Here is a 23,846-nt window from a genome sequence, read left to right on the forward strand (position 1 = left end):
GCTTTTATTTTATCTTTTGAAGAAAATTTAGCCATAAAAAATGCACCTCCAATTGTTAGTTATGTGTCTAACAATTGGGGTGCACTTCAATGCGATTGGGCCCTTTTTATTTACTTATTAAAGTGTTGTAAAATTGCTTCTACAATGCGCTCTGATGCACGACCATCACCGTAAGGGTTAGATGCTTTCGCCATCTTATCATGAGCTTCTTTATCTGATAACAACTCATCAGCAAGGCCGAAGATTGTCTCTTCGTCTGTTCCTGCTAATTTCAGCGTACCTGCTTCAATACCTTCAGGGCGCTCTGTTGTATCACGAAGAACAAGAACTGGTACACCAAGTGATGGAGCTTCTTCTTGTACACCACCAGAATCCGTTAACATTAAGTATGAACGAGCTGCAACATTGTGGAAATCAATTACATCTAGCGGCTCAATTAAATGAATACGGTTATGTTCACCTAAAATTTCATTTGCTATTTCACGAACAACAGGGTTCATATGAACAGGGTACACAACTTGTACATCTTCATGTTTGTCAACGAGACGCTTAATTGCACGGAACATATTACGCATCGGTTCACCTAAGTTTTCACGGCGGTGAGCTGTCATAAGTACAAGACGATCATTTCCAAGGTTCTCTAGTACAGGATGACTATATGTTTCTTTTACAGTCGTTTGTAGCGCGTCAATCGCTGTGTTTCCTGTGATGAAAATACGTGACTCATCTTTATTTTCCTTCTGTAAGTTCGTTGCTGATTTTGCTGTCGGTGAGAAATGAAGATCCGCCATTACACCTGTTAATTGACGATTCATCTCTTCTGGGTATGGAGAATACTTATCCCATGTACGAAGGCCCGCCTCAACATGCCCTACTGGAATTTGATTATAAAAAGCAGCTAAACTTGCAATAAATGTTGTTGTTGTATCACCATGTACAAGTACAATATCCGGCTTCGCTTCTTTCATTACTTTATCCAAACCTTCTAAACCACGCGTTGTAACATCAATTAAAGTTTGGCGGTCTTTCATAATATTTAAATCGAAATCTGGCGTAATTCCAAAGATACTTAATACTTGATCTAACATTTGGCGATGTTGTGCTGTTACAGTCACAATCGATTCAATTTTTTCTGGGTGTTTTTGCAACTCTAATACAAGAGGTGCCATTTTAATTGCTTCTGGACGTGTCCCGAAAATTGTCATTACTTTTAAACGTTCAGTCATGTGATTGCCTCTTTTCTTTCACTAATTACAGCTTCTATTATGACATATAAAAATATGCATGAGTACATCCCTTTTTAACGCATAACAGAAACTTTTCTATTACAAATACTTTTTCTTCCCACCGAGTAATAATCTATCTTTTGTTTCTTAACATCTTCATCAGTATAACAATTTCTCCCATCAAATAAAATAGGCTCCCTCATAAGTTGTACGTACTTTTCTAACGGATAAGTTTGAATATCTCCCCATTCTGTTACGATAAAAACCGCACTCGCATCTCTAATCGATTCATCTATACATCTACTATATTGTATAGCATCTCCAAATATATTCTTTACATATTGAATTGCTTTTGGGTCATAAAGAACAATATCTGTACCTATATTAATTAATGCTTCTATTATAATAAGAGATGATGCCTCTCTAATATCATCCGTATTCGGTTTAAAGGATGCGCCAAGAACTGCAATTCGCTTTTTATTCATGTTCATAACTTTTTTCGCTTTTTCAATCAATAGCAGCTGTTGCTTATTATTTACTTCAATAACTGCTTTTAACAAACGAAAATCATGAGCAACATTTCCCGCAATTTGCACCAGCGCTTTCGTATCTTTCGGAAAACACGATCCTCCGTAGCCAATGCCCGCATTTAAAAAAGATGCACCGATTCTCTTATCCATTCCCATCCCTTTGGCAACATCCCATACATTCGCACCTACCTTCTCACATATATTTGAAATTTCATTAATGAAACTAATCTTTGTAGCTAAAAAGGCATTCGACGCGTATTTAATCATCTCTGCACTTTTAATATCTGTAACATACGTTTCTAAACATAATTCACTATACAAACTCTCTACTCTTCTTGCTACTTCTTCACTATCCGCTCCAATTACAATACGATCTCCATGAAAGAAATCATAAATACCTGAACCTTCACGCAAAAACTCTGGATTCGATACGATATGTACTGTATGCCTCCCTTTTAACTTCTCCTCAATCCATCCCTTCATTACATCATTTGTACCTACTGGAACTGTACTTTTCGTAACAACAATAATATCGTTCGTCGCATATAATCCAATATCGTTACAAGCACTCTGAATATACGTTAAATCTGCCGTCCCATCTAATAAAGGTGGTGTTCCAACTGCAATAAATATAAACTCTACATCATCAAATGCCTCTTCTTTATTTGATGTAAAAGTTAAAGCATTATTCTCATATGCATAATTTATTAATTCATGTAATCTGGCCTCATAAATAGGTAAATCCCCTTGTTTTATCCGTTCAATTTTTTCATCATCTATATCAAAACATGTAACTGAATGCCCTAATTTTGCCAATCCTACTCCTGTAATCAATCCAACATATCCAGTACCTACTATCGTAATTTTCATTTCCTTTTCGCACAGGAATTTACAATAGAAAAGATATGAAATATAGAACTCTCCCTGCGCTTCCCCCTCTCATATTAAAAATGAGAAAACCCTTTTCCTTCTTCATTATATGAATTACTTCCCTTACTTTTTTTTAAGTTTTTGTAAAATTAAATGCACTATAAAGTAAAACTTAATCAGTGAGAATCAGACTGCCAGGTCACGCGTGATAAATTCCCACATTTTAACACGAAACTTACTCATTTCTACGTGCAACACTTATAATACTGAAATAAAAGTATTCACTATTGAAGAAAAAGAGGAAATGTTACATTCCAAAGCCCAGTACGATTAACCTTCTTATATGATTCAACATTCTATATACAATTGTCATATATTCTATCCGCTTCCATTAACCGTAAAAAGAAAAAAAGATTGAATTCTAATCTTTTTGTGATACCATATGTTATGAGCCTGTAAATAAACATCATAATTTTCAGATAAATATATTTTCAAAAAAAAAATTACGTTAGACTATAAAGGGTGGGGTATTAATGGACTCACAAGTGATTTATGCCATTTTGGCATCATTCATCACTGTACTCGTCGTTACTCCTTTAGTTATTAAATTAGCTTTTAAAATAGGAGCGACAGATAAGCCAAACGCACGTAAAGTGCACCAAAAGATTATGCCACGTCTTGGCGGGTTGGCAATATTTATTGGTGTAGCTGTAGGATTTGTTGTCGGCGGCTTATATGAACAAAGAATGTTATCGATAACGCTAGGTGCGATTATCATTGTAATCATCGGAATTTTAGATGATATGTACGAGTTATCTGCGAGAGTAAAATTCGGTGGACAACTGTTAGTTGCCATTATGATTGTAAAAAGTGGATTATTAGTGCAAGTATTATATATCCCATTCCTTGGGGATACTGAACTTGGATGGCTTGCTTATCCAATTACAGTATTTTGGCTTGTAGGTATTACGAATGCAATCAACTTAATTGACGGCTTAGATGGATTATCTGCTGGGATTTCATCTATCGTACTTGCAACGCTAGCATATATGGCCTTCACTAGCCCATGGGGTACTGGAACAGCTATTATCTTGCCACTTGCATTAATTATATTAGCAAGTACAATTGGATTTTTATTCTACAACTTCCATCCAGCAAAAATTTTCATGGGAGATACAGGAGCACTATTTTTAGGATACTGTATTTCTGTTATATCGTTACTTGGATTATACAAAAGTGTAACGTTATTCAGTTTTATCGTTCCAATTATCATTTTAGGTGTACCTATATTTGATACGATATTTGCAATCATCCGTCGTATCGTAAATAAAAAACCTATTTCAGCACCAGATAAATCGCATTTACATCACCGCTTACTTGCAATGGGATTCTCTCATCGCAAAACGGTACTAATTATATACGCATTCGGTATTTTCTTTAGTGTAAATGCCATTATTTTCACTAGTGCAACGTTATGGTTATCCATTATTCTTCTTTTCGCTTTGATTTTCTTCACAGAAATCATCGCTGAAATAATCGGGCTTGTACATGAACGCTACAAACCAATCATTTCCTTTTATAAAAAAGTGAAAAAACGCGAAGACTAATTGTAGTATAGCCTTTTCAATTATGAAATATTCAAATAGCATCCTCTTTCTTATAAGAGGATGCTATTTTTTATTCTCATTTTATATTTCCAAAATATAGATTGTTTGAGAGTTCCTCTATTGGAGAAAGATATACATAATAAGAAAAGTATCAAGTTTTCTTTTTTACATCTTGATTGTCAAACTGAGGGTGAATGTTATGATCAAGCGAGTATTTCAATGTATTATTTTATTTTTAACGATTACTATGTACGTATCATCTAATACTGAAGCAACAACTGTTATTCCTGCTGAATATCATCCAAATACTGAAACAACTTCTCCTACACAAAAAATTGCGTACTTAACATTTGATGACGGGCCAAACAAATATACTACACAGATTTTAAACATCTTAAAAGAAAAGAACGGAAAAGCAACTTTCTTTGTTATTGGCGGAAAAGTGCCACATTACACAAAAACGATGCAACGATTAATTAAAGAAGGTCATTATATCGGGCTCCACAGCATGTCACATGATGTAAAACGCCTTTACACTGGTGACCCTTCCACTTTAATTGCAGAAATGGAGCAAACACAAAGCATTGTCCAGCAAGTTACGAAATTAAATACACATCTCGTTCGCGTTCCATATGGTAGTATGCCTTACTTAAAAAAGAATTACCGTGACGCACTTGTATCGGCCCAGTATAAAATGTGGGATTGGACGATCGATACATACGACTGGAAAAGCTATGACAATCCTTCTGCCATACTCGAAAGAGTACGTAATCAAAGTGATGAACAAATCGAAGTCATTTTAATGCATGATTCGAGTGTAACCGTACAAATACTGCCAAAAGTAATTGATTATTTACAGTCACAAGGATACAAACTTCTTCCCTATAATCCTTCTTCTCATCTCAAGGTGAATTTTTGGAAAGACACAAGATTGTAACAGCTTTAGTGCCTATGTGCTAAAGCTGTTTTATTTTTCTCTTCCCACCCTTCCCATTTTTGTGTAAAATTTTAAATAGTGATGAAGTTTCGAGGTGAATAGAAATGAAACGAATAGATCTCATTTTTAACGCAATACAAAAAGGCAATTATACAGAAGGTGTAACCGCATCAGAACTCGCTACATTTCTGCAACTAGATCGCGCCAATGTAAGTAGCGATTTAAACAAACTTGTAAAAGATAAACGTTTATTAAAAACAAATACGCGACCTGTTCGTTTTTACATAGAAACGAACACTTCGTTGGAAACGCATTCAAAAGACATAACTTCATTAGATACATTTGCAATTGAAAATACGAGCCTTAAAATTGCAATTGAAAAAGCGAAAGCTTCTATTCTCTATCCTCCAAACGGTATGCATACTTTACTACTGGGAGAAACAGGGGTCGGAAAGTCTATGTTTGCTTCTTTAATGCACGAATATGCAATTGAAGTTGAACAGCTTCCCAAAGATGCACCATTTATCGTCTTTAACTGTGCTGATTATGCAAATAATCCACAGTTACTACTCGGGCAATTATTTGGGATTAAAAAAGGAGCTTATACAGGAGCAAGTGATCAAAAAGGGTTAATTGAAAAAGCACATGAAGGAATTCTTTTCTTAGATGAAGTACATCGCCTGCCTCCAGAGGGACAAGAAATGCTTTTCACCTTTATTGACCGCGGAGTATACCGCCGCCTTGGAGAAACAGAGAACGAACGTAAAGCACAAGTATTAATCATTACTGCAACAACAGAAGAACCAAATTCATTTTTATTAAAAACATTTACAAGACGTATACCGATGACTGTTACGCTGCCACCACTTCGTGAGCGTACACATAAAGAGCGCTTTGCTTTACTACAGCTATTTTCCACAAATGAAGCAATTCGTCTGCGAAAAGACATTCACGTTAGCCCAAATGCAATGCGTGCTTTCGTCTTTTACAATTGTCCCAATAACATTGGTCAATTAAAAACAGATGTTCAAATTGCCTGTGCGAAAGCCTATTCTGATTTGGTCACAAAGAAACGTGATTCTGTCTATGTTTCAAGTACAGATTTACCTTGGTATATGAAAGAAGGATTGTTCATTGAAAGGAAGAGCCGTCACTTATACCAAATACCAAATGAAACATTTGTATTTACAGGTGAGGAAGGTTGGAGTAATCATAAAACAGAAGATGAAAAACGCTCTTCTATTTACGATTATATTGATTATAAATACGAAGAACTTCAAGCACGTGGTATTGAAGAGGAAGAATTAGAATTACTAATAGAAAATGATGTTCAAAGCTTTTTCGTACAATAATTTAACCAAATATCAAAAAAAACAAGCCATGAAAATGTTTTTAAAATTGTGGATCGTAATATCGTTTCCGTATGTGAAAAAATAGCGGAACTTGCTGAAAAGCATTTATCTAAGACGTTTGATGAAAAAGTATTTCTCGCTTTAAGTTTACATGTACAGACAACTCTACAACGTTTACAAAGCGGAAAACAAATACATCACCCACAATTAAATCAAATTCGTACGAAATATAAAGAAGCTTTTTCCGTAGCTATGCAATGCATTCAACTACTGGAGGAAGAATTACAAATAACAATGCCTATTGATGAAGCTGGCTTTTTAACAATGTTCTTCGTTGTTGATCCAATTCCTGCCTCACAAACAGAAGTAAAAGTATTAATATTAGCACACGGTAATGGCATCGCAACTGAAATGGCAAACGTCGCAAACGAACTTCTCGGCATTGAGGAAGTAACCGGTATTGATATGCCGTTACACGAATCACCGAAAGATTTCTTGGAACGTGTGAAAGTGTATATGAAAACACTACAAAATGTAAATGGGCTTCTCTTACTTGTCGATATGGGGTCACTTGCTTATATCGGTGACATATTAGAAACGGAGTTCAAAATCCCTGTACGTGTTCTCTCGATGACGAGCACACCACACGCACTAGAAGCAGCTCGAAAAGCTCAGCTCGGTTATTCATTAGATGCGCTGTATGAAACAGTAAAAAATTTAACACCATTTTACTTAAACGTACAAGAAGAAAAGAAAAAACCTCTCTCTCCAATGAAATCTGTTATTTTAACAGCTTGCTTAACTGGTGAAGGAAGTGCTTTAGCTATTCAAAAAATGTTAGAGAACTATTTACGATTTGATAAAGACTTAATTGAAATTATTCCGATTAGTATCGTCCATGAAAAAGATTTAACGAAAATGATTGAGAACATAAAAAAAGAGCGTAACATCATTTGTATCGTCACGAATTTCGATGTGCAAGTACCATGCTTAACATATCATTTCCAAGACATCGTAAACTACACAGCGATTCAGCCCATTCAAGAATTAATTACGTATGAAGAAACATATGCAAAAATGGCGGATATTCTTGAACAACAAATGCAGCGTAACGATGGAGCATTACTAATCAAAACAATTCGTTACGCATTAAATACAATTCAGGAATTAATTTCCTTACAGCTAACTCCTGATAGCTTAATGGGTGTTATTCTGCATATGAGCTGTATGGTTGACCGTCTTCAAAAAGGAGAAAGCCTTCTTCCTCACCCTGATAAAGAGAAAAGAAGACAAGATGAGTACTGGATGTATATGAAAGTAAAAAAAGCATTGCAACCAATTGAAAACACATTTGAAATACAAATACCTGATGACGAAGTATTTTATGTTATGGACTTCTTTATTAAAAATCAGCCTGTTAAAAATTAATTGAGGCAATTTTTAAAAATATCGACCGTAACGTGAGTTATATCAGCGATTATTGAAATATATCGGCGCAACTCAGATTATATCAGCGATTTTCAAAATATATCGATTTACCGACAATAATTGCTAAAACTAGCACCTTATATAATGAGAAAAGGCTGTTCCAACATATGGACAGCCTTTTCCTCTATTTCTTTACTTTTCTAACTCGCCCTCTTATTTCTCCTCTTTTTTGTGATTTCGTATGGACATTAACATATACATTTGCTTGAATAATTTCTTGAAGTAAATGTACAAATGATTTCCCTTGTAAAGGTCCCTCAAAATCCTCCACATTCACTACACCAGTAATACTTCCCTCGTTCAAGCTAATCCCTTGCTCCAGTGGACCATACAAATATAAAACAACAGGACCAATTTGAGTAGACTTCCCTAAATGAATTTGACACGATGTAACCTTTTCTATATTTTTTAGTATTACTCTGTAATGCAATTTCGTTAAATCATCACTAAAAATAAACTCTGCTACCCCAAAAGCTTCTGTATTTACAGGAGGCACTTCCCTCTTACCTGTTAACCTGGCAAAGAAATGTGTTGTCATAAGGCATTCTCCTTATATAAATTTCCCAGCACTACTTCTACTACTTTATGGTTTAGACATAATCATTTATGACTTTTTCAATTTTAATTACAAAGAAAAGATTCACAAAATCTTTACATTAGATTTGTTCCTTTTGCTTTACCACTTCTTGTATAATGCACATAGCAAAAACATTCTAGGAGGTTATTTTGAAAAAAAACAAACACACCTTTCACACATTATTAGAGATTTTTCTCGTCTCATTTAAATTAGGACTTACTTCATTCGGCGGTCCTGTCGCTCATCTTGGTTATTTCCACCACGAATACGTGCAAAAAAGAAAATGGATGGATGAAAAAAGTTATGGAGACTTAGTAGCACTGTGTCAATTCCTTCCTGGCCCTGCCAGCAGCCAAGTCGGTATGGGTGTTGGATTATTACGGGGCGGGCTTTTAGGAGCTATTATTTCATGGATTGGATTCACTTTACCGTCTGTCCTTGTTTTAGTTTTCTTCGCCTCATTCCTTAATCAGTTCGATCTTGGGAGTGCTGGCTGGATTCATGGACTAAAACTTGTAGCAGTCGCTATTGTCACTCACGCCATATGGGGAATGGCGCAAAAGTTAACTCCAGATCGCAACCGTGCGACGATTGCGATTGTAACTGCCGCAATCGCCTTATTATGGCCAAGTAGCTGGACGCAAGTGATCCTCATTATAATATGTGGCTTTATCAGCTGGTTTTTATATCGCAACCAACCAATTAGCCAATCTCAACATATAAAAGTACCTATTTCAAAAAAGATAGCAGTTTCTTGTCTCGTCTTATTCTTTGGACTCTTACTACTGCTACCAATATTAAGACCGTTCTCTTATTACATCGCTTTATTTGATAGTTTCTATCGCTCTGGCGCACTTGTATTTGGAGGAGGACACGTCGTGCTGCCCCTTCTTGAAGGTGAGTTCGTACAAAACGGCATGATGACGAAAGAACAGTTCCTAGCTGGATACGGATTAACACAAGCAGTACCAGGACCACTATTTACATTCGCCTCGTATATAGGAGCAGTGTTAAACGGGACGATTGGGGCAATACTCGCAACAATTGCGATTTTCCTCCCTGCTTTCTTACTCGTTATTGGTGTTTTACCATTTTGGAACAGCGTGAGAAAAATATCATTCATACAAGGCGCACTACTTGGAGTCAATGCCGCTGTTGTCGGTATTTTAATTGCCGCTTTTTACGATCCCATTTGGACGAGTACAGTTATGAATGCTTCAGATTTCGTTTTCGCTTCGCTTCTTTTTTGCTTACTAGCTTTTTGGAAAACACCACCTTGGGTTATCGTTATACTCGGGGCATTTGGCGGATATGCTCTATCCATTTTATAAATAAAAAACGACGGCATGATGTAGCCGTCGTTTTTCTATTAAAACTTCACAAGCTCTATTCCTTCTGGTAATTCGCTCTCTGTTAAAATACGCAATTCCTTCACACGACCCATTACGTAAGAAGAACGCTTCACAAGCTCTGGATCAATATAGGCTGGATGAACCATAATTTCTACCGTTTGTTCACCTTGTACTCTTTCTTTTAACTTCACAAAGTAATCTTCCGTCACACCATCCGCATAAAAGTCACTGTAAAATACATCAGAAAATGGATGCACCGCTCTATCTTCCCCACAACGACGAATTGGAACATTATATTTAGCTGCTAATCTCTCAAGAACATCGTGTAAGATCGGTAATCCGTGTACATGATGATGACTATCTAAATGAGTTGGTGTTAATCCGTAAGATAGGAATTTCTCAATTTGAGCAGTCCACTCTCTCTCAACTTCTTCTGGATTTATATTCCCTTCCCTTACAACACTTTGTTTATGAAACGATCCGTCGCTACCTACAAGTGATGGTACGTCTCCAAGAAGTGGTTCCCCTGCTGTTAATACGAGATGTACGCCTACTCCGAGTAGGTTATACTCTTTCGCTAAGCGTACCGCATGCTCTGTTCCTGGCATATTCATCATCATCGTCGTTGAATTTACAAGTCCATTTATATGCCCATCAATAATGCCGTAATTTGTACCTTCTGTAAGACCGAAATCATCTGCATTTACAATTAACTTAATCATCATAATACCTCCTAATAGAATAAAAAAAGCGGGCTAAATAGCGCCGCTTTTACTTCTCTACCTTTTTAAAGAACTGTGGAAGATATTCTTTATGTGCTTCCAACATTTCATCTAAAATTTGTTTTGCAACTGTATCTGATGGTACAAGTGGATTGATTGTCATAGCAAGCAGCGCCTTATGATAATCCCCTGTAACAGCAGCTTCAATTGTTGTGCGCTCGAATGATTTAATTTGTTGTACTAAACCGCGAACTGGTACTGGAAGGTCTCCAACTGCAATTGGTTTTGGACCTTCTTTCGTAATAATACAGTTCACTTCAACAGCTGAATCATGTGGCAAGCTTGCAATTGTTCCGTTGTTTCGTGTATTAACAGGCTGGATATCACCTTTATTATTGTAAATAGACGTAATTAAGCTACATGCTGCATCACTATAATAAGCTCCGCCACGTTTTTCTAATTGTGGTGGTTTAATATCTAAGTTCGGGTCTTTATATAACTCAAATAAATCATTTTCTAATTGTTTTACTACTTCTGCACGTGTACCTTTTTCAACAGAAGCCTCTTTCTCTTCTTCTAACATTTCACGTGTTTTGTAGTAGTAACGATGGTATGGACATGGAATTGCACGAAGGCCGCTAATAAAGTCTGGTTCCCAGTTAAGCGCTGCGATATTTTCCATCGTAATTTGCTTTTCTGGATCTGTCACAAGCTCTAACACACGATCCATTACACTTACGCCATCTAAGTATACATCTAGTCCGTATACCATATGATTTAAACCTGCGAAATCAACGTGGACACGACTTGCATCTACTTCAAGTAATCTTGCAAGACCCATGCGGATTCCGATTGGAACGTTACATAGACCAACTACTCTTTGAATATTTGTATAACGAAGGACAGCCTCTGTTACCATACCAGCTGGATTTGCAAAGTTAATTAACCATGCATTCGGACAGAGCTCCTCCATATCTTTACAAATATCTAAAATAACAGGAATCGTTCTCAACGCTTTGAATAGACCACCAGGACCATTTGTTTCCTGACCGATTACATCATATTTTAACGGGATTGCTTCATCTTTTGCACGTGCTTCTAATAAACCAACGCGAAGTTGTGTTGTTACGAAGTCAGCATCTTTTAATGCCTCACGGCGATCAAGTGTTAAATGTACCTCGATTGGTAAACCTGATTTTTTCACCATACGTTTTGCTAAGTTACCAACGATTTCTAACTTTTCTTTTCCTGCCTCAATATCTACTAACCAAATTTCACGAACAGGAAGCTCATCATAACGCTTAATAAATCCTTCAATTAACTCTGGTGTATAACTAGATCCACCGCCGATTGTAGCAATTTTAATTCCAGTCATGCTTTATTCCCCTTTCGCTTCAAGCTTTTTATAAAGATCGATAAACTCTGCTGCTAATTCTTTCACTGTAATCGCATTCATTAAATGATCTTGTGCGTGAATTAAAAGAACACTAACCTCTGTTTTTTCTCCTCTTGCTTCTGATTGTATGAGCTCTGTTTGGAAATGATGCGCTTCATTAATCGCTTCTTTCGCCTTTACCATCGCTTCATCTGCTTCTACCATTTTCCCCTGTTTGGCAAATTGAAGTGCCTCCATCGCAAAGCTTCGTGCGTTACCACTATTTAAAATCAATTGGAATGGAATTTGTTCTGCTGTAGTCATCATAATTACCGCCCTCTCTATAAGGTTCAACCGATTTAAATACCCCTTCAGTTTGAACATGTCTATTAAAGTATGAATTTATTAATGATAGTTTAGTGTTCATATAGATGTTTTTCATCTTTTTGAACATGATATAAAGGTAATTGTTCTCACAGGTATCGTTGTCTATGAGAACAATTACTATGTTACATAGGTAAAGAATTACTATTACCTTGTGCTGCTGCTTTTTCAGTACGAACAACTGAACGGTCACATAACACAACGAATGGATAATAAATTACCATTGCAATTACAAAGTTGAATAACTGTAGAATTGCACCAGAAATATGTCCACCTGTTACAAGATAACCACTAATAATTGGTGGTGTTGCCCATGGAATCATCACAACTGTTTTTGGTACCCACCCCATAGATATAGCTGTATAAGAAGTAATTACTAATACAATTGGTGTTAGGATAAAAGGTAAGAATAAAATTGGATTTAAAATAATTGGTGTACCAAATATTACTGGTTCGTTAATGTTAAATGCACCAGGTCCAATTGATAAGCGAGATACACCACGTAATTGTGCACTTTTTGCTACGAGTAATACCACTACTAAGAATGCTAATGTCGCACCAGAACCACCAAGGTATACGAAAGTATCAAAGAATGGTTTTGTAATAATATTTGGAACATCAAATGCAGATGTACCACCTTTGAATAAATTTATATTTTTCTCTAATGCCGGTAAGTATAATGGCTCAATAATACCACCAACGATATTAGGCCCATGTAAACCGAAGAACCAAAGAAGATGAACAAGGATTACAATGATAATTGCACTTGGTAATGTCCCTGCTAAACTTTGCAGTGGTGATTGAATCGTATTAAAAATAAATTCATGAACACTTGTACCAGATAATTTCACTGCTAATTGAATACCTGCAACTACTGTTAAGATAACAAATGCTGGAACTATAGCTGCGAAAGATCTTAAAACTGCTGGTGGTACTCCATCAGGCATTTTAAAAGTAATGTTTCTTTGTACAAAGAAACGGAATACTTCAGTAACAAGGAGTGCCACAATAATTGCTACGAATAACCCTTGTGCACCTGTCCAAGCTAAGTTCAATCCGCCTTCTTTCGGTGTTGTTGGTGTAAGAATAATTAACGCACCAAATGAAATAATACCTGCTGACAAACCATCAACGCCGTAAGATTTTGCTAAGTTATAACTTGTTGTAAATGCTATGATTAGTGCTAGAATCGCGAAAGAACCAGTCCACATTCCGCCGCCGACTTGTTTCCACGTTTCACCAAACCAACCTTTCATGAAATCTTGGAAAACTTCAGATGGAAAACCATTAATTAGTGATGCCAGTGCACCAACTAAAATAAGTGGCATAACTGCAATAAATCCGTCACGGATTGCAGCTAAGTGACGTTGCGATCCGATTTTACCAGCGACAGGAACAATATATTTCTCCATAAATGCAATAAACTTTTGCATTTCGCTTCCCCCCTAATTATTTTTTAAGTGTTAATGCGTGATCTAAAACTGCTTCTCCATTCATCATGCCGTAGTGCATTGGATTGATAACGTCGATTCCAACGTTTTTCTCGTCAGCAAGCGTTTTCATTGAAGAGAGCATATAACGAACTTGTGGTCCTAGTAATAACACATCTGCTTGGTCGATATTGTTTTTTACTGCATCCCCAGATACAGCCCAAATCTTTCCTTCTAGACCGCGAGCTTTTGCAGCCGCTTCCATTTTTGTAACTAGTAAACTTGTAGACATCCCTGCTGAACAACATAATAAAATATTCATTTGAAAATCCCCCTTGTGTAGTATAAAAAATTTATGTTTATTTATTTTTCTTTACGCTATTTATTAATGCAATTAGCGTGCCAACTTTTTAAAACCACTAAAATCAGTGCTTTTTCGAGCATTTCCTTTGTGTGTTAGCGCTTTCAATTAGTGTGTCGTTCAAAAAACACACAGTGTGTTATAAAACAACACGCTTTTAACACATAACTGTATGAAAATAGATTAGTGTTTAGTCGTCTAGTTGTGTTTAATATGAAAAAACACTAAAAAAACTTTTTCAATGAAAAATAATTCATTATTTTAACCCACTATTTAGTGAAATAAAAAAACCTTGCATAAGCAAGGTTCATTCATCCACCGACATCTTCCTATATAACTCTACAAACTCACTCGCTAATTCTTTCACCGTAATTGCATTCATTAAATGGTCTTGCGCGTGTACCATTAAAAGAGTAACTTCGGTCTTTTCGCCACCAGCCTCTTTCTGGATAAGCTCCGTTTGTACGCGGTGCGCCTCCTTTAATTCCTCTAGTGCTTCTTGTAATTTAGCTTCAGCTTCTGTAAACTCCCCACGCTTCGCACAATCAATTGCTTCCATTGAACAACTTCTCGCGTTTCCCCCATGCAAGATTAAATGAAAAGCTTTCGTCTCTATCGTATCCATTGTAGTTCTTTACTCCCCCTTTTCTTCCGCCAGTTTTTGTTTATCCCATATTTTTAAGAACGGTAAATAAATGAAGAATGCTAGCGCAAAGTTAACAAGTTGCAAAATAACACCTGAAATTTTCCCGCCCGATCCTAAATATCCACTAAAAAGAATAGGTGTCGTCCAAGGTACAGCGGCCCCACTCGGACGTGCAACCCATCCCCATTCCATTGCAAAGTAAGAAACAATTGTTAGCACGACTGGAACTAATATAAATGGAATTAGTAAAAGTGGGTTCATCACAATCGGCATACCAAAAGTTACCATCTCATTAATATTAAATATACCAGGTGCAATTGACAATCTCCCTAAACTTTTTAATTGTTGACTTCGTGCAAATAGTAACATTCCGACAACTAGAGCAAGCGTTGCACCAGAACCGCCCATATAAATCCATAAGTCAAAAAACTGTGCCGTAATCGTATTTGGTACATCTTGCCCAGCTTGAAAAGCAACTCGGTTTTGATCCATTAACGACAACCAAACGGGGCTCATTACACCACCAACAATAGTAGCACCATGAATTCCACACGACCAAAGAACATGAACGAGAATAACTGCTATTATTGCGCCCCAAAGACTAGCACCAAGTACACTAAGCGGTTCCTGTAAAATTTGTCCTACAATATTATGGATACTGCCAAAAGAAGTATTTTCTATAATTAAGCGTAAAATCCAAATAACTGTTACAACAATAAATCCTGGAACAAGTGCTGCAAATGAACGCGTGACAGCTGGTGGAACTGTCTCTGGCATCTTTATAATTATCTTTTTTTGTACAATAAACCGATAAAGTTCAGTAGATATAAGTGCAATAATCATTGCTACAAATAACCCTTGGCTTCCCATTAATGCAGCTGGGATAGCGCCTTCTACAAGTACACTTTCTTTTGTACTTGGTATAATATATGCAACTTGAAATGGAGTCGCAAGTAAAAACGTCACAAGCGACAATGCCCCGGATGCTAAAGCATCTACTTTATAATACTCTCCAAGTATGTAAGCGATTCCAAAAACAGCTATTAAAGCCATTATATTAAAAGTTGCACTAACTGGATACCCTAAAGCTCGCTGCCAATTCTCCCCAAACAAACCTGCCATAAAATCGTTATATCCCGGTATCGGCAGTGCACTAATAATGAGGAAAAACGATCCAATAATTAAGAAAGGCATCGTTAAAATAATTCCATCTCGAATTGCTTGTAAATGCCTCTGCTCTGCAACCTTCCCTGCTACCGGCATCACATACTTCTCTAAAAACCGTATCATCTATCCCACTCTCCTCATGGTTTCATTAACAAAGCTGCTTGCAAGATAGCTTCTCCATTACAAAGTCCGTAATGAACAGATTTAATGACATCAACAGGTATCCCTTTATCCTTACATAGTTCTTTCATTTTCGGTAATAAATAACGTACTTGCGGTCCAAGTAAAAGGACATCAGCTTTATCAATATGACTATTCACTTCAGAACCTGATACTGCCCAGATTGTTACTTCTATCCCTCTTGCCTCTGCTGCTTTCTCCATCTTTGTAACAATCAAACTGGAAGACATTCCCGCTGCACAGCAAAGTAAAATATTCATCCCGCTTCCCTCCCCCTTTTTCTCTACCTAAGTTATGGTGCACTCCTTGCCACCACTAGGTTACAAATATATATGTCTAGATTTCCTGCTGTATGCCGAGCTTAAAAACAAAAATTTCTTGATTTTCACGCTATTCCATTTATCCGTATTCTCCTAGTAAACAGGCCCCTAACTCGCTATAATGATTCAGTATGATTTTTTTAATTGATAGGAGGATATATTTATGAAGGCATATCGCTTTCCACTTATTTTATTATCTTCTATCCTAATTGGTGGTTTCATTGGTTATTTCATGGGTGCCGATGCAGTTGCTTTAAAGCCGCTTGGTGACATTTTCTTAAACTTAATGTTTACGATTGTTGTACCTCTAGTGTTCTTTAGCATCGCATCGTCTATTGCTAATATGGATGGATTAAAACGTTTCGGTAAAATTATGTCTAGTATGGCTGGGACTTTCTTATTTACAAGTATTTTAGCTGCTATTTTTATGATTATTGTCGTGAAAGTATTCCCGCCAGCACAAGGTGTTGTACTAGAACTAACACAACCTGACAAAGCCGGTAAAGCTGTTAGTGTTGCAGATCAAATCGTTGGTATTTTAACAGTATCTGACTTCTCGAAGTTACTATCTCGTGAAAATATGTTAGCTCTTATTTTCTTCTCTATCTTAATGGGGATTGCAACTTCAGCAGTTGGCGAAAAAGGAAAGCCATTTGCTACATTCCTACAAGCTGGTGCAGAGATTTCAATGAAGGTTGTATCTTTCATTATGTACTACGCTCCAATCGGACTTGCTGCTTACTTCGCAGCATTAGTTGGCGAATTCGGACCACAACTTCTTGGAACTTACTTCCGAGCAGCAATGGTATACTATCCTGCTTCTCTAATTTATTTCTTTGTATTCTTCACATTCTATGCATACCTTGCAGGTCGCAAACAAGGTGTACAAGTATTTTGGAAGAACATGGTCTCTCCTACAGTTACATCACTTGCAACTTGTAGTAGTGCCGCAAGTATTCCAGCAAACTTAGAAGCAACAAAGAAAATGGGTATTTCTTCAGACGTTCGTGAAACAGTTGTCCTTCTTGGTTCTACTCTTCATAAAGATGGCTCTGTTTTAGGCGGCGTATTAAAAATTGCTTTCTTATTCGGTATTTTCAACATGGAATTCGAAGGACCGAAAACATTAGCAATCGCACTTGTTGTTTCTCTATTAGTAGGAACAGTAATGGGCGCTATTCCAGGCGGCGGTATGATTGGTGAAATGTTAATCGTTTCTTTATATGGCTTCCCGCCAGAAGCATTGCCAATTATCGCAGCAATCAGTACAATCATTGATCCTCCTGCAACGATGTTAAACGTAACAGCAGATAACGCTTGTGCCGTAATGACAGCTCGCCTTGTAGAAGGTAAGAACTGGATCAAAAACAAATTTGCTTAATAAATAGAAAGAGGATGCTCCAAACGAGCATCCTCTTTCTTTGTTGTTAATCCATTCCGCCACAAATTTGTTAAAACCTTCACAAATATTCCACACCTCTTATCCATTCTCCGTACTATAATCATGTATGGAAAAGGAGATGGATCTAATGACTCAAAGCGCACCAGAATTTAAAGTTTTGCAAAGCATTGCATTTCTCGCTGTCGTTTTGCAAAGTTCTTTATTATATACAATGAATCAAGGAAATGTCTTACTTGAGGAATCCCTCATTATGGGCATGCTATTTAATCTTGCAAAATTCTCAGCACCAGCATTCATATTTATCGTTGGATTTCACTTAATTCGTCACTATACAAAGCAATTAGTATATAAAGAATATATTTCCGAAAAAGCGATACACTTACTCATTCCGTATTTCTTTTGGTCTATTCTTTACTTATTAACAACAAACGATCTTATTACATTACAAAGTGGAATAAAAAGTTTATTACTCGGAACAGCTGCGCCCCATCTTTGGTACGTTATTATGATGTTCCAAATTCACTTATTGTTCCCTTTACTATGCACACTTTTTTATTGGTTTCAAAAACGAACAGAAAATAAAAAAGACATATATAAATATATGACCTTTTTCGCTTGCCTATATTTTCTATTAATGTGGTTCTCTTCTCACTATATTTTTAATGGAGAAAAATTAACAAGTTCAACAATTTTACATTATACAGATCGATCATTTCTATTCTACTCATTCTATTTCGTTATGGGCGGCATTGCCGCTGTAGCACTAAAAACTTGGCGTCTATTCGTCATGAAACATATCCCGCTTATAACAATATTATTTTTCATCTTATTTTTATTCATCAATTATGAGTTGTTTAGTTTTTACGGAGCAAATTCTATTCATTTAACTGTTTCTACCTATTTAAAACCATCTATGTTTTTATATATCGTATGCGAAATTATCATACTGTATGTGTTATCTATTATGATAGTACAGCGTCGTGGTTTCTTATATAAAACGTTACGTTTCATTGGAAATTACACGTATGGTGCTTATTTAGCTCATTTATTCTTCTTGCAACTATGCACAAAACTTCTTTCCTTATTCACGCTGCAAGAAAATACTATATTATATAGCCTATTACTATTTGTGTTAACGGCTATTATCTCTACTTCAACAATGGTCATTTGTAGCACAATACCATTTCATACTTGGATTACAGGTCCTTCTCCTACAACAAAGATGAAATGGACGAAGGTTGTATTACGAAAAAATCATAAAAAACTATTCAAGCCATATATTTGATATAATAATACGCATATAAAAAGAAAGCGAGAGACACCTATGATTAATCAAGTTGGACAAATTATGCTATATGTAAATAACCAAGACGAAACAGTACAATTTTGGACAGAAAAAGTAGGGTTCCAAATCATTGCGGAAGAAAATAACGGAAACGGATTCCGCTGGATTGAAATTGCACCGGCGAAAGAAGCAGGAACAAGCATCGTCCTTCACGATAAAGCGTTAATCGCGAAGATGCAACCTGAACTAAACCTAAATACACCTTCACTTATGTTCTTCTCAAATGACTTAGACCGTCTATATAAAGATCTTTCTGAGAAAAATGTCACAGTTGGACAGGTTGTAGATTTACCTACTGGTAGAGCATTCAACTTTGCTGATAATGAAAATAATTACTTTGCAGTAATGGAACGCAAATAAAAAATAAGCTATCCGAAAAAATCGGATAGCTTATTTCATTTTAAGAAACTTGTTCTGCATTCGTTTCTCTATGCTGTATATGGCTCGTGACCCAAGCAATTCCACCGGCAACAACGAGATAACATAGCAATATTAAAATTTGCATTTGTAATTGCGACCAATCTCCTAAAGAGATAACATCTTGTAATCCTCTAAGAGAATGAGACATTGGGAGAAACTGTCCAATTTTGCTAAGAACAGCTATGTTTAATTCTCCTGGGAAAGTACCTCCGCTCGTCGCTAATTGCAGGACAAGAAGCGTTACCGCTAAGAACTTTCCAACAAGACCAAATACTGTTACTAGCATAAGAATAAATGTCATAAACGTAAAGGAAATAACAATACTTGATAAAACAAAGAGTGGCACACTTGCGACTTCTAATTTCATAACACCTAGCACAACTACATCTACGAGTAGAGCTTAAATAAGTCCAATTAAATATACCAATCCTAGTTTATTAATAAAATGTACCGTTCCGCTTACCTTCATGTTTTGTCTGCGGCCAAGAGGTAAAATATTCGATGCCATAATTCCGCCAACATAAAATGCAAGTGATAAGAAATATGGTGCAATGCCTGAACCGTAGTTAGGAACGTCAGAAACTGTTGACTTCACTAACTGAACTGGCTCTGAGAACATCGTATTGCGTGCATCATCATTACGAACATCCGCTATCTTCTCTGCGCCCTCTCCTAATTTCGTAGAAAGTTCTTTCGCACCATCATCAAGTTTAACAAGTCCATTTGTTAATTTACTAGCACCGTTATTCAGCTCCGTTTCCCCACTTCATAAATCCATCAGCCAAATTCGATGCACCATCTGCTATCTTTTTCGTTCCAGCAGTAGCTTCATTTAACTTAAATCCGAATGTATTCATGCCTTCTTCAATCTTATGTTGACCATCAGTTAGCTTCTTCGCACCTTGTGTCAATTGTTGTTGGCTATTATTTAAAGTACTTGTTGCTTTAGCTAGTCCATTAGACGTAGCAACAATTTTTTGAAAAGCGGGATCTTGCTGCACTTCTGGATGATTTTTCACGTACTCTTCTAATTGTTGTTTTACACTATTTGCCGCATTGTCCGCTTTCGCTTGCCCTTCAGCAAGTTTTTCATTTCCATTCACCCATTCATTTGTACCAGCACTTAATTCACTAATTCCTGATTGTAACGTTTTTTCACCTTGTGCTAATAACTCCATACCACTATGAAGTGATGTCGCTCCTTGACTCAGCTCATTTGCTCCCCCCGTTAAGGCAGATTGGCTAGACGCAAGCTTGTCACTTCCTTCTTTCAATTTCGATGTCCCGTCACTTAAACGATCAATACCATTCGCAAGCTGACTTGCTCCATTTTTTGCATCGGTCGTTCCTTCATGTAATTTCCCCGCACCGTTACTTGCATCACTCAACCCTTGTGCCAAATCTTGAAACTTTGAAAAGACACCTTCTGTATAAGATTTCGTAATACTGTTTGAGATTTTTGTTTTCATATTTTCAACAGCTGTCGTTCCAATTTGAGCCGCTACAAAGTTTTTACCTGGATTTACTTTGTACTGCAACTTTGCTGGCTCTGGTTTCTCATTCATAAGTGTACTTACCTTTTTAGAGAAATCTTCCGGAATCGTAACAACCATATAATATTTATCTTCTTTTAACCCTTCATCAGCATTTTTTTCTGATACGAAATGAAAAGCCAATTCCTTATTTTCTTTTAAATTTTTAACAAAATCGTCTCCTGCATGAATTGTTTTTTCATCCATCGCAGCGCCCTTATCTAAATTCACAACTGCAACAGGTAATTTATCTAATTTTCCGTACGGATCCCAATATCCAGCTAAAAAGAATCCTGAATAAATTAACGGAACGATTAATAAAAAAATTAAAGCGATACGTCCATGTTTATGGTGCCACATCGCTTTCCAATCTTTAAATATAAGTTTAATTCCCTTCATGAAACATACTCCTCTTCTAATTTAACACCCTTCGAATGGTTTAACAGATTTACTATACACGTCACTTTACATACTGTATAATACATCTTTAATTATTAATTCATTCCTTTTGGTCTATAGAAAGGAGACTCGAAATGGAACTGCTCCAGTTAAAATACTTTCAGACAGTTGCACGACTAGAACACATGACAAAGGCAGCTGAAGAATTGCATATCGCGCAACCTTCACTCAGCAAAACAATCGCTAGACTCGAAAAGGATTTAGGAGTCCCTTTATTTGATCGCCAAGGCCGACAGATTACTTTAAATTCTTTCGGAAAAGTATTTTTAAAACGAGTAGAACGTATTTTTCATGAATTAAGCGAAGGGCAGCGAGAAATTAAAGATTTAGCCGAATTACAACAAAGCTCTATTACGCTGGCCGTTTCTATTCCGAGAATATTACCAGAACTACTTGGCTCTTTTTTACTAGAACATCGTAACGTTCGATTCCAACAATTTCTTGCATCCACTCCTTCTATGAAACGACAACTAGATAATATAGAAATTGACTTTTGTATCTCCTCTGTGCCAATTGAAGGTGAGGAGATTGTTTGGGAACCACTTATTACAGAAGAAATTTTCTTAGTCGTCCCTTCAGGCCATCGTTTATCAGGCCGAGAAAATATCCACCTGCATGAAGTAAAAAACGAACCGTTTATTAGTATGAACACTGGCTATGGATTTCGACACTTAACGGATGGATTTTGCAAAGAAGCTGGTTTCACTCCGCATATTGCTTTTGAAGTAGATGAACCGACCGTGATTAGCGACCTCATTAAGCAAGGTCTCGGCATCGCTTTTGTTCCAAGTTTAACTTTATTAAAAAACTCTACTTTAGCATCAAGCAAGTTGCGTATTATTGAACCCAATTGTCAGCGAACCATCGGATTAAGTTGGTCAAAAAAACGCTACTTATCAAAAACAGCTCAGCAATTCCGTGAATTTGTGATTGATTACTTCTCCAACATTAGGACGTAAAATTATATCAACAAATAAAAGTTGCCACCCTCATATGGTGGCAACTTTTATTGTTCACTCTTTTTTAATTCCATTTCAGCTAAAAGTGGTAGTACATTATCAAAAATATGCGTATTATTATTTTCACCTGTTACATATCCACCGTAATATCTACTAAATACGTTATCATTTCGGAATGTGGCCATATGATCATACAATTCTTTCGCAAACTTTTTATCACCTGTTTGTAGTACGTACAAAATCGTTAATCCGTATGCGGCTGGCGATTCATAATTCACAGTTTGTTTTCCTGTTTCTAAATTGTAACGACCGTATAGCTTTCCATCCTCCTGGAATTTCTTCTTTATAAATTCCAAATAAGCAGCTGATGAAAGACCACCTAAACTTCGATGATATGCAACGTATGATTGGTCAATAAGATTCACTTCTTTATCGTACGTAAATGTACCATCTTCTTTATACTCTTTCGGGAATGCCCAGCCATGCCTTGGATAATCCGCTAAAAATTGAACGACTTCCTGATATTGCTGAGTAGAAACTTTGTCGTACTTCTTCATATAGGAGAATGCACGTGGATTTATGTATGATGTTGTTACAAAATTATTTTGTTTCCCTGCATCTGCATCATAATAATCAACATAATAATTATCTTTTTTATTATAACGAAGTACAGCATCACTTAATTGATCGGCAAGGTTTTTATAACACTCTTCCTTATACATTTCATAAGCACGATATAATTGTTCTATAATACGAAGATCATCTATAAGTGCATTTGTAGCTGACTGCCTCTCTCCCTTTTCAGAGAGTTTCCATAAAACGATATGATTCTTATATACGAAATTATCTTGAATAACCTTTACTTGCTCATCAAATAACGCCTGATCATCTTTATCAAGTGTATATTGTAACCATAATCCCGCTGATTCTGATAAAGCTTCACGTCCCTTTGCTTCACCCGTACCTGCCTTAGTATCTACTAAACGATACGTGGCAAGCGTTCCATTGTCATTCACCATATGCCTTAAAATAAAATTTTCTGTACGGTTTCCTTGTAAAGCTGACCAAAATACAATTCCACCTAAAGCGATTAAGAAGATAACTCCAATCCCTATATATAAACGTTTCCGCAATCTTTTCACCTCCCTAGTAAGGCTAACCTTAATTTTATCAGAACATACATAAATTTAAAAAAGACAATCCAC

The 23,846-nt window shown here is 36.4% G+C and carries 19 protein-coding genes and 2 pseudogenes; 8 read left to right on the forward strand and 13 right to left on the reverse strand.

Features of this window, described 5'->3' with window-relative positions; translation table 11 throughout:
• Positions 1–110 precede the first annotated feature (110 nt).
• The gene (gene wecB / locus MR169_RS00005) at positions 111–1,226 is read right to left on the reverse strand and encodes a non-hydrolyzing UDP-N-acetylglucosamine 2-epimerase (RefSeq protein WP_242318701.1); all 1,116 of its coding nucleotides are present in this window, start codon (positions 1,224–1,226) and stop codon (positions 111–113) included.
• Between the two features lie 74 nt (positions 1,227–1,300).
• The gene (locus tag MR169_RS00010) at positions 1,301–2,626 is read right to left on the reverse strand and encodes a UDP-glucose dehydrogenase family protein (RefSeq protein ID WP_242318702.1); all 1,326 of its coding nucleotides are present in this window, start codon (positions 2,624–2,626) and stop codon (positions 1,301–1,303) included.
• Positions 2,627–3,159: 533 nt separating this feature from the next.
• Here MR169_RS00010 and MR169_RS00015 point away from each other — a divergent pair.
• The 3 genes and pseudogenes from MR169_RS00015 (at position 3,160) to MR169_RS00025 (ending at position 7,950) form a co-directional block, all read left to right on the forward strand.
• Complete coding sequence (locus MR169_RS00015; protein ID WP_000378319.1) at positions 3,160–4,233, forward strand: glycosyltransferase family 4 protein; 1,074 nt, start codon at positions 3,160–3,162, stop codon at positions 4,231–4,233.
• 199 nt (positions 4,234–4,432) lie between these two features.
• A complete protein-coding gene (locus MR169_RS00020) occupies positions 4,433–5,170 on the forward strand; it encodes a polysaccharide deacetylase family protein (protein ID WP_016118900.1) in 738 nt (245 codons plus the stop codon).
• Between the two features lie 104 nt (positions 5,171–5,274).
• Positions 5,275–7,950 (forward strand): annotated as a pseudogene (locus MR169_RS00025) (sigma-54-dependent transcriptional regulator).
• 184 nt (positions 7,951–8,134) lie between these two features.
• On the opposite strand, the gene exsM reads toward MR169_RS00025, so the two are convergent.
• Positions 8,135–8,548 carry an exosporium regulatory protein ExsM gene (gene exsM / locus MR169_RS00030; RefSeq protein WP_000207046.1) on the reverse strand — a complete coding sequence of 138 codons (414 nt, stop codon included), beginning with the start codon at positions 8,546–8,548 and terminating at the stop codon, positions 8,135–8,137.
• Between the two features lie 188 nt (positions 8,549–8,736).
• On the opposite strand from exsM, the gene MR169_RS00035 reads away from it, so the two are divergent.
• Positions 8,737–9,918: a chromate transporter gene (locus MR169_RS00035; protein WP_242318703.1), complete on the forward strand. Its 1,182-nt coding sequence runs from the start codon at positions 8,737–8,739 to the stop codon at positions 9,916–9,918.
• A 38-nt stretch (positions 9,919–9,956) separates the two neighbouring features.
• Here the strand turns inward: MR169_RS00035 and chbG are convergent, their stop codons facing one another.
• The 8 genes from chbG to MR169_RS00075 all read right to left on the reverse strand — a co-directional run bounded on the left by chbG (position 9,957) and on the right by MR169_RS00075 (position 16,464).
• On the reverse strand, positions 9,957–10,661 hold the full coding sequence (gene chbG / locus MR169_RS00040) for a chitin disaccharide deacetylase (protein ID WP_242318704.1): 705 nt from the start codon (positions 10,659–10,661) through the stop codon (positions 9,957–9,959).
• 49 nt (positions 10,662–10,710) lie between these two features.
• On the reverse strand, positions 10,711–12,036 hold the full coding sequence (gene celF / locus MR169_RS00045) for a 6-phospho-beta-glucosidase (protein ID WP_242318705.1): 1,326 nt from the start codon (positions 12,034–12,036) through the stop codon (positions 10,711–10,713).
• A 3-nt stretch (positions 12,037–12,039) separates the two neighbouring features.
• Positions 12,040–12,363: a PTS lactose/cellobiose transporter subunit IIA gene (locus MR169_RS00050; protein ID WP_000989059.1), complete on the reverse strand. Its 324-nt coding sequence runs from the start codon at positions 12,361–12,363 to the stop codon at positions 12,040–12,042.
• A 182-nt stretch (positions 12,364–12,545) separates the two neighbouring features.
• Positions 12,546–13,853 carry a PTS cellobiose transporter subunit IIC gene (celB, locus tag MR169_RS00055; RefSeq protein WP_242318706.1) on the reverse strand — a complete coding sequence of 436 codons (1,308 nt, stop codon included), beginning with the start codon at positions 13,851–13,853 and terminating at the stop codon, positions 12,546–12,548.
• A 16-nt stretch (positions 13,854–13,869) separates the two neighbouring features.
• On the reverse strand, positions 13,870–14,172 hold the full coding sequence (locus MR169_RS00060) for a PTS sugar transporter subunit IIB (protein WP_001023563.1): 303 nt from the start codon (positions 14,170–14,172) through the stop codon (positions 13,870–13,872).
• Between the two features lie 346 nt (positions 14,173–14,518).
• Positions 14,519–14,836, reverse strand: a complete 318-nt coding sequence (locus MR169_RS00065; protein WP_000379645.1) for a PTS sugar transporter subunit IIA — start codon at positions 14,834–14,836, stop codon at positions 14,519–14,521.
• 9 nt (positions 14,837–14,845) lie between these two features.
• A complete protein-coding gene (gene celB, locus MR169_RS00070) occupies positions 14,846–16,147 on the reverse strand; it encodes a PTS cellobiose transporter subunit IIC (RefSeq protein WP_242318707.1) in 1,302 nt (433 codons plus the stop codon).
• Positions 16,148–16,161: 14 nt separating this feature from the next.
• The gene (locus tag MR169_RS00075; protein ID WP_242318708.1) at positions 16,162–16,464 is read right to left on the reverse strand and encodes a PTS sugar transporter subunit IIB; all 303 of its coding nucleotides are present in this window, start codon (positions 16,462–16,464) and stop codon (positions 16,162–16,164) included.
• Between the two features lie 223 nt (positions 16,465–16,687).
• Here MR169_RS00075 and MR169_RS00080 point away from each other — a divergent pair, with 223 nt between their 5' ends.
• The 3 genes from MR169_RS00080 to MR169_RS00090 all read left to right on the forward strand — a co-directional run bounded on the left by MR169_RS00080 (position 16,688) and on the right by MR169_RS00090 (position 19,631).
• Positions 16,688–17,905 (forward strand): dicarboxylate/amino acid:cation symporter, encoded by a 1,218-nt coding sequence (locus MR169_RS00080; protein WP_000649376.1) that lies wholly within the window; start codon positions 16,688–16,690, stop codon positions 17,903–17,905.
• Between the two features lie 148 nt (positions 17,906–18,053).
• Positions 18,054–19,211 (forward strand): acyltransferase, encoded by a 1,158-nt coding sequence (locus tag MR169_RS00085; protein ID WP_242318709.1) that lies wholly within the window; start codon positions 18,054–18,056, stop codon positions 19,209–19,211.
• A 39-nt stretch (positions 19,212–19,250) separates the two neighbouring features.
• Positions 19,251–19,631, forward strand: a complete 381-nt coding sequence (locus MR169_RS00090) for a VOC family protein (RefSeq protein WP_000610162.1) — start codon at positions 19,251–19,253, stop codon at positions 19,629–19,631.
• 40 nt (positions 19,632–19,671) lie between these two features.
• On the opposite strand, the pseudogene MR169_RS00095 reads toward MR169_RS00090, so the two are convergent.
• A pseudogene (locus tag MR169_RS00095) lies at positions 19,672–21,622 on the reverse strand (YhgE/Pip family protein).
• 134 nt (positions 21,623–21,756) lie between these two features.
• Here MR169_RS00095 and MR169_RS00100 point away from each other — a divergent pair.
• Positions 21,757–22,641, forward strand: coding sequence for a LysR family transcriptional regulator (locus tag MR169_RS00100; RefSeq protein ID WP_000421942.1), 885 nt, complete (start codon positions 21,757–21,759; stop codon positions 22,639–22,641).
• Positions 22,642–22,688: 47 nt separating this feature from the next.
• Here MR169_RS00100 and MR169_RS00105 read toward each other — a convergent pair whose 3' ends face one another.
• Positions 22,689–23,774, reverse strand: coding sequence for a transcriptional regulator (locus tag MR169_RS00105; protein WP_242318710.1), 1,086 nt, complete (start codon positions 23,772–23,774; stop codon positions 22,689–22,691).
• Positions 23,775–23,846 lie beyond the last annotated feature (72 nt).

It is taken from the genome of Bacillus cereus group sp. BfR-BA-01349, assembly GCF_022663795.1.
In the GTDB taxonomy this organism is placed as follows: domain Bacteria; phylum Bacillota; class Bacilli; order Bacillales; family Bacillaceae_G; genus Bacillus_A; species Bacillus_A cereus.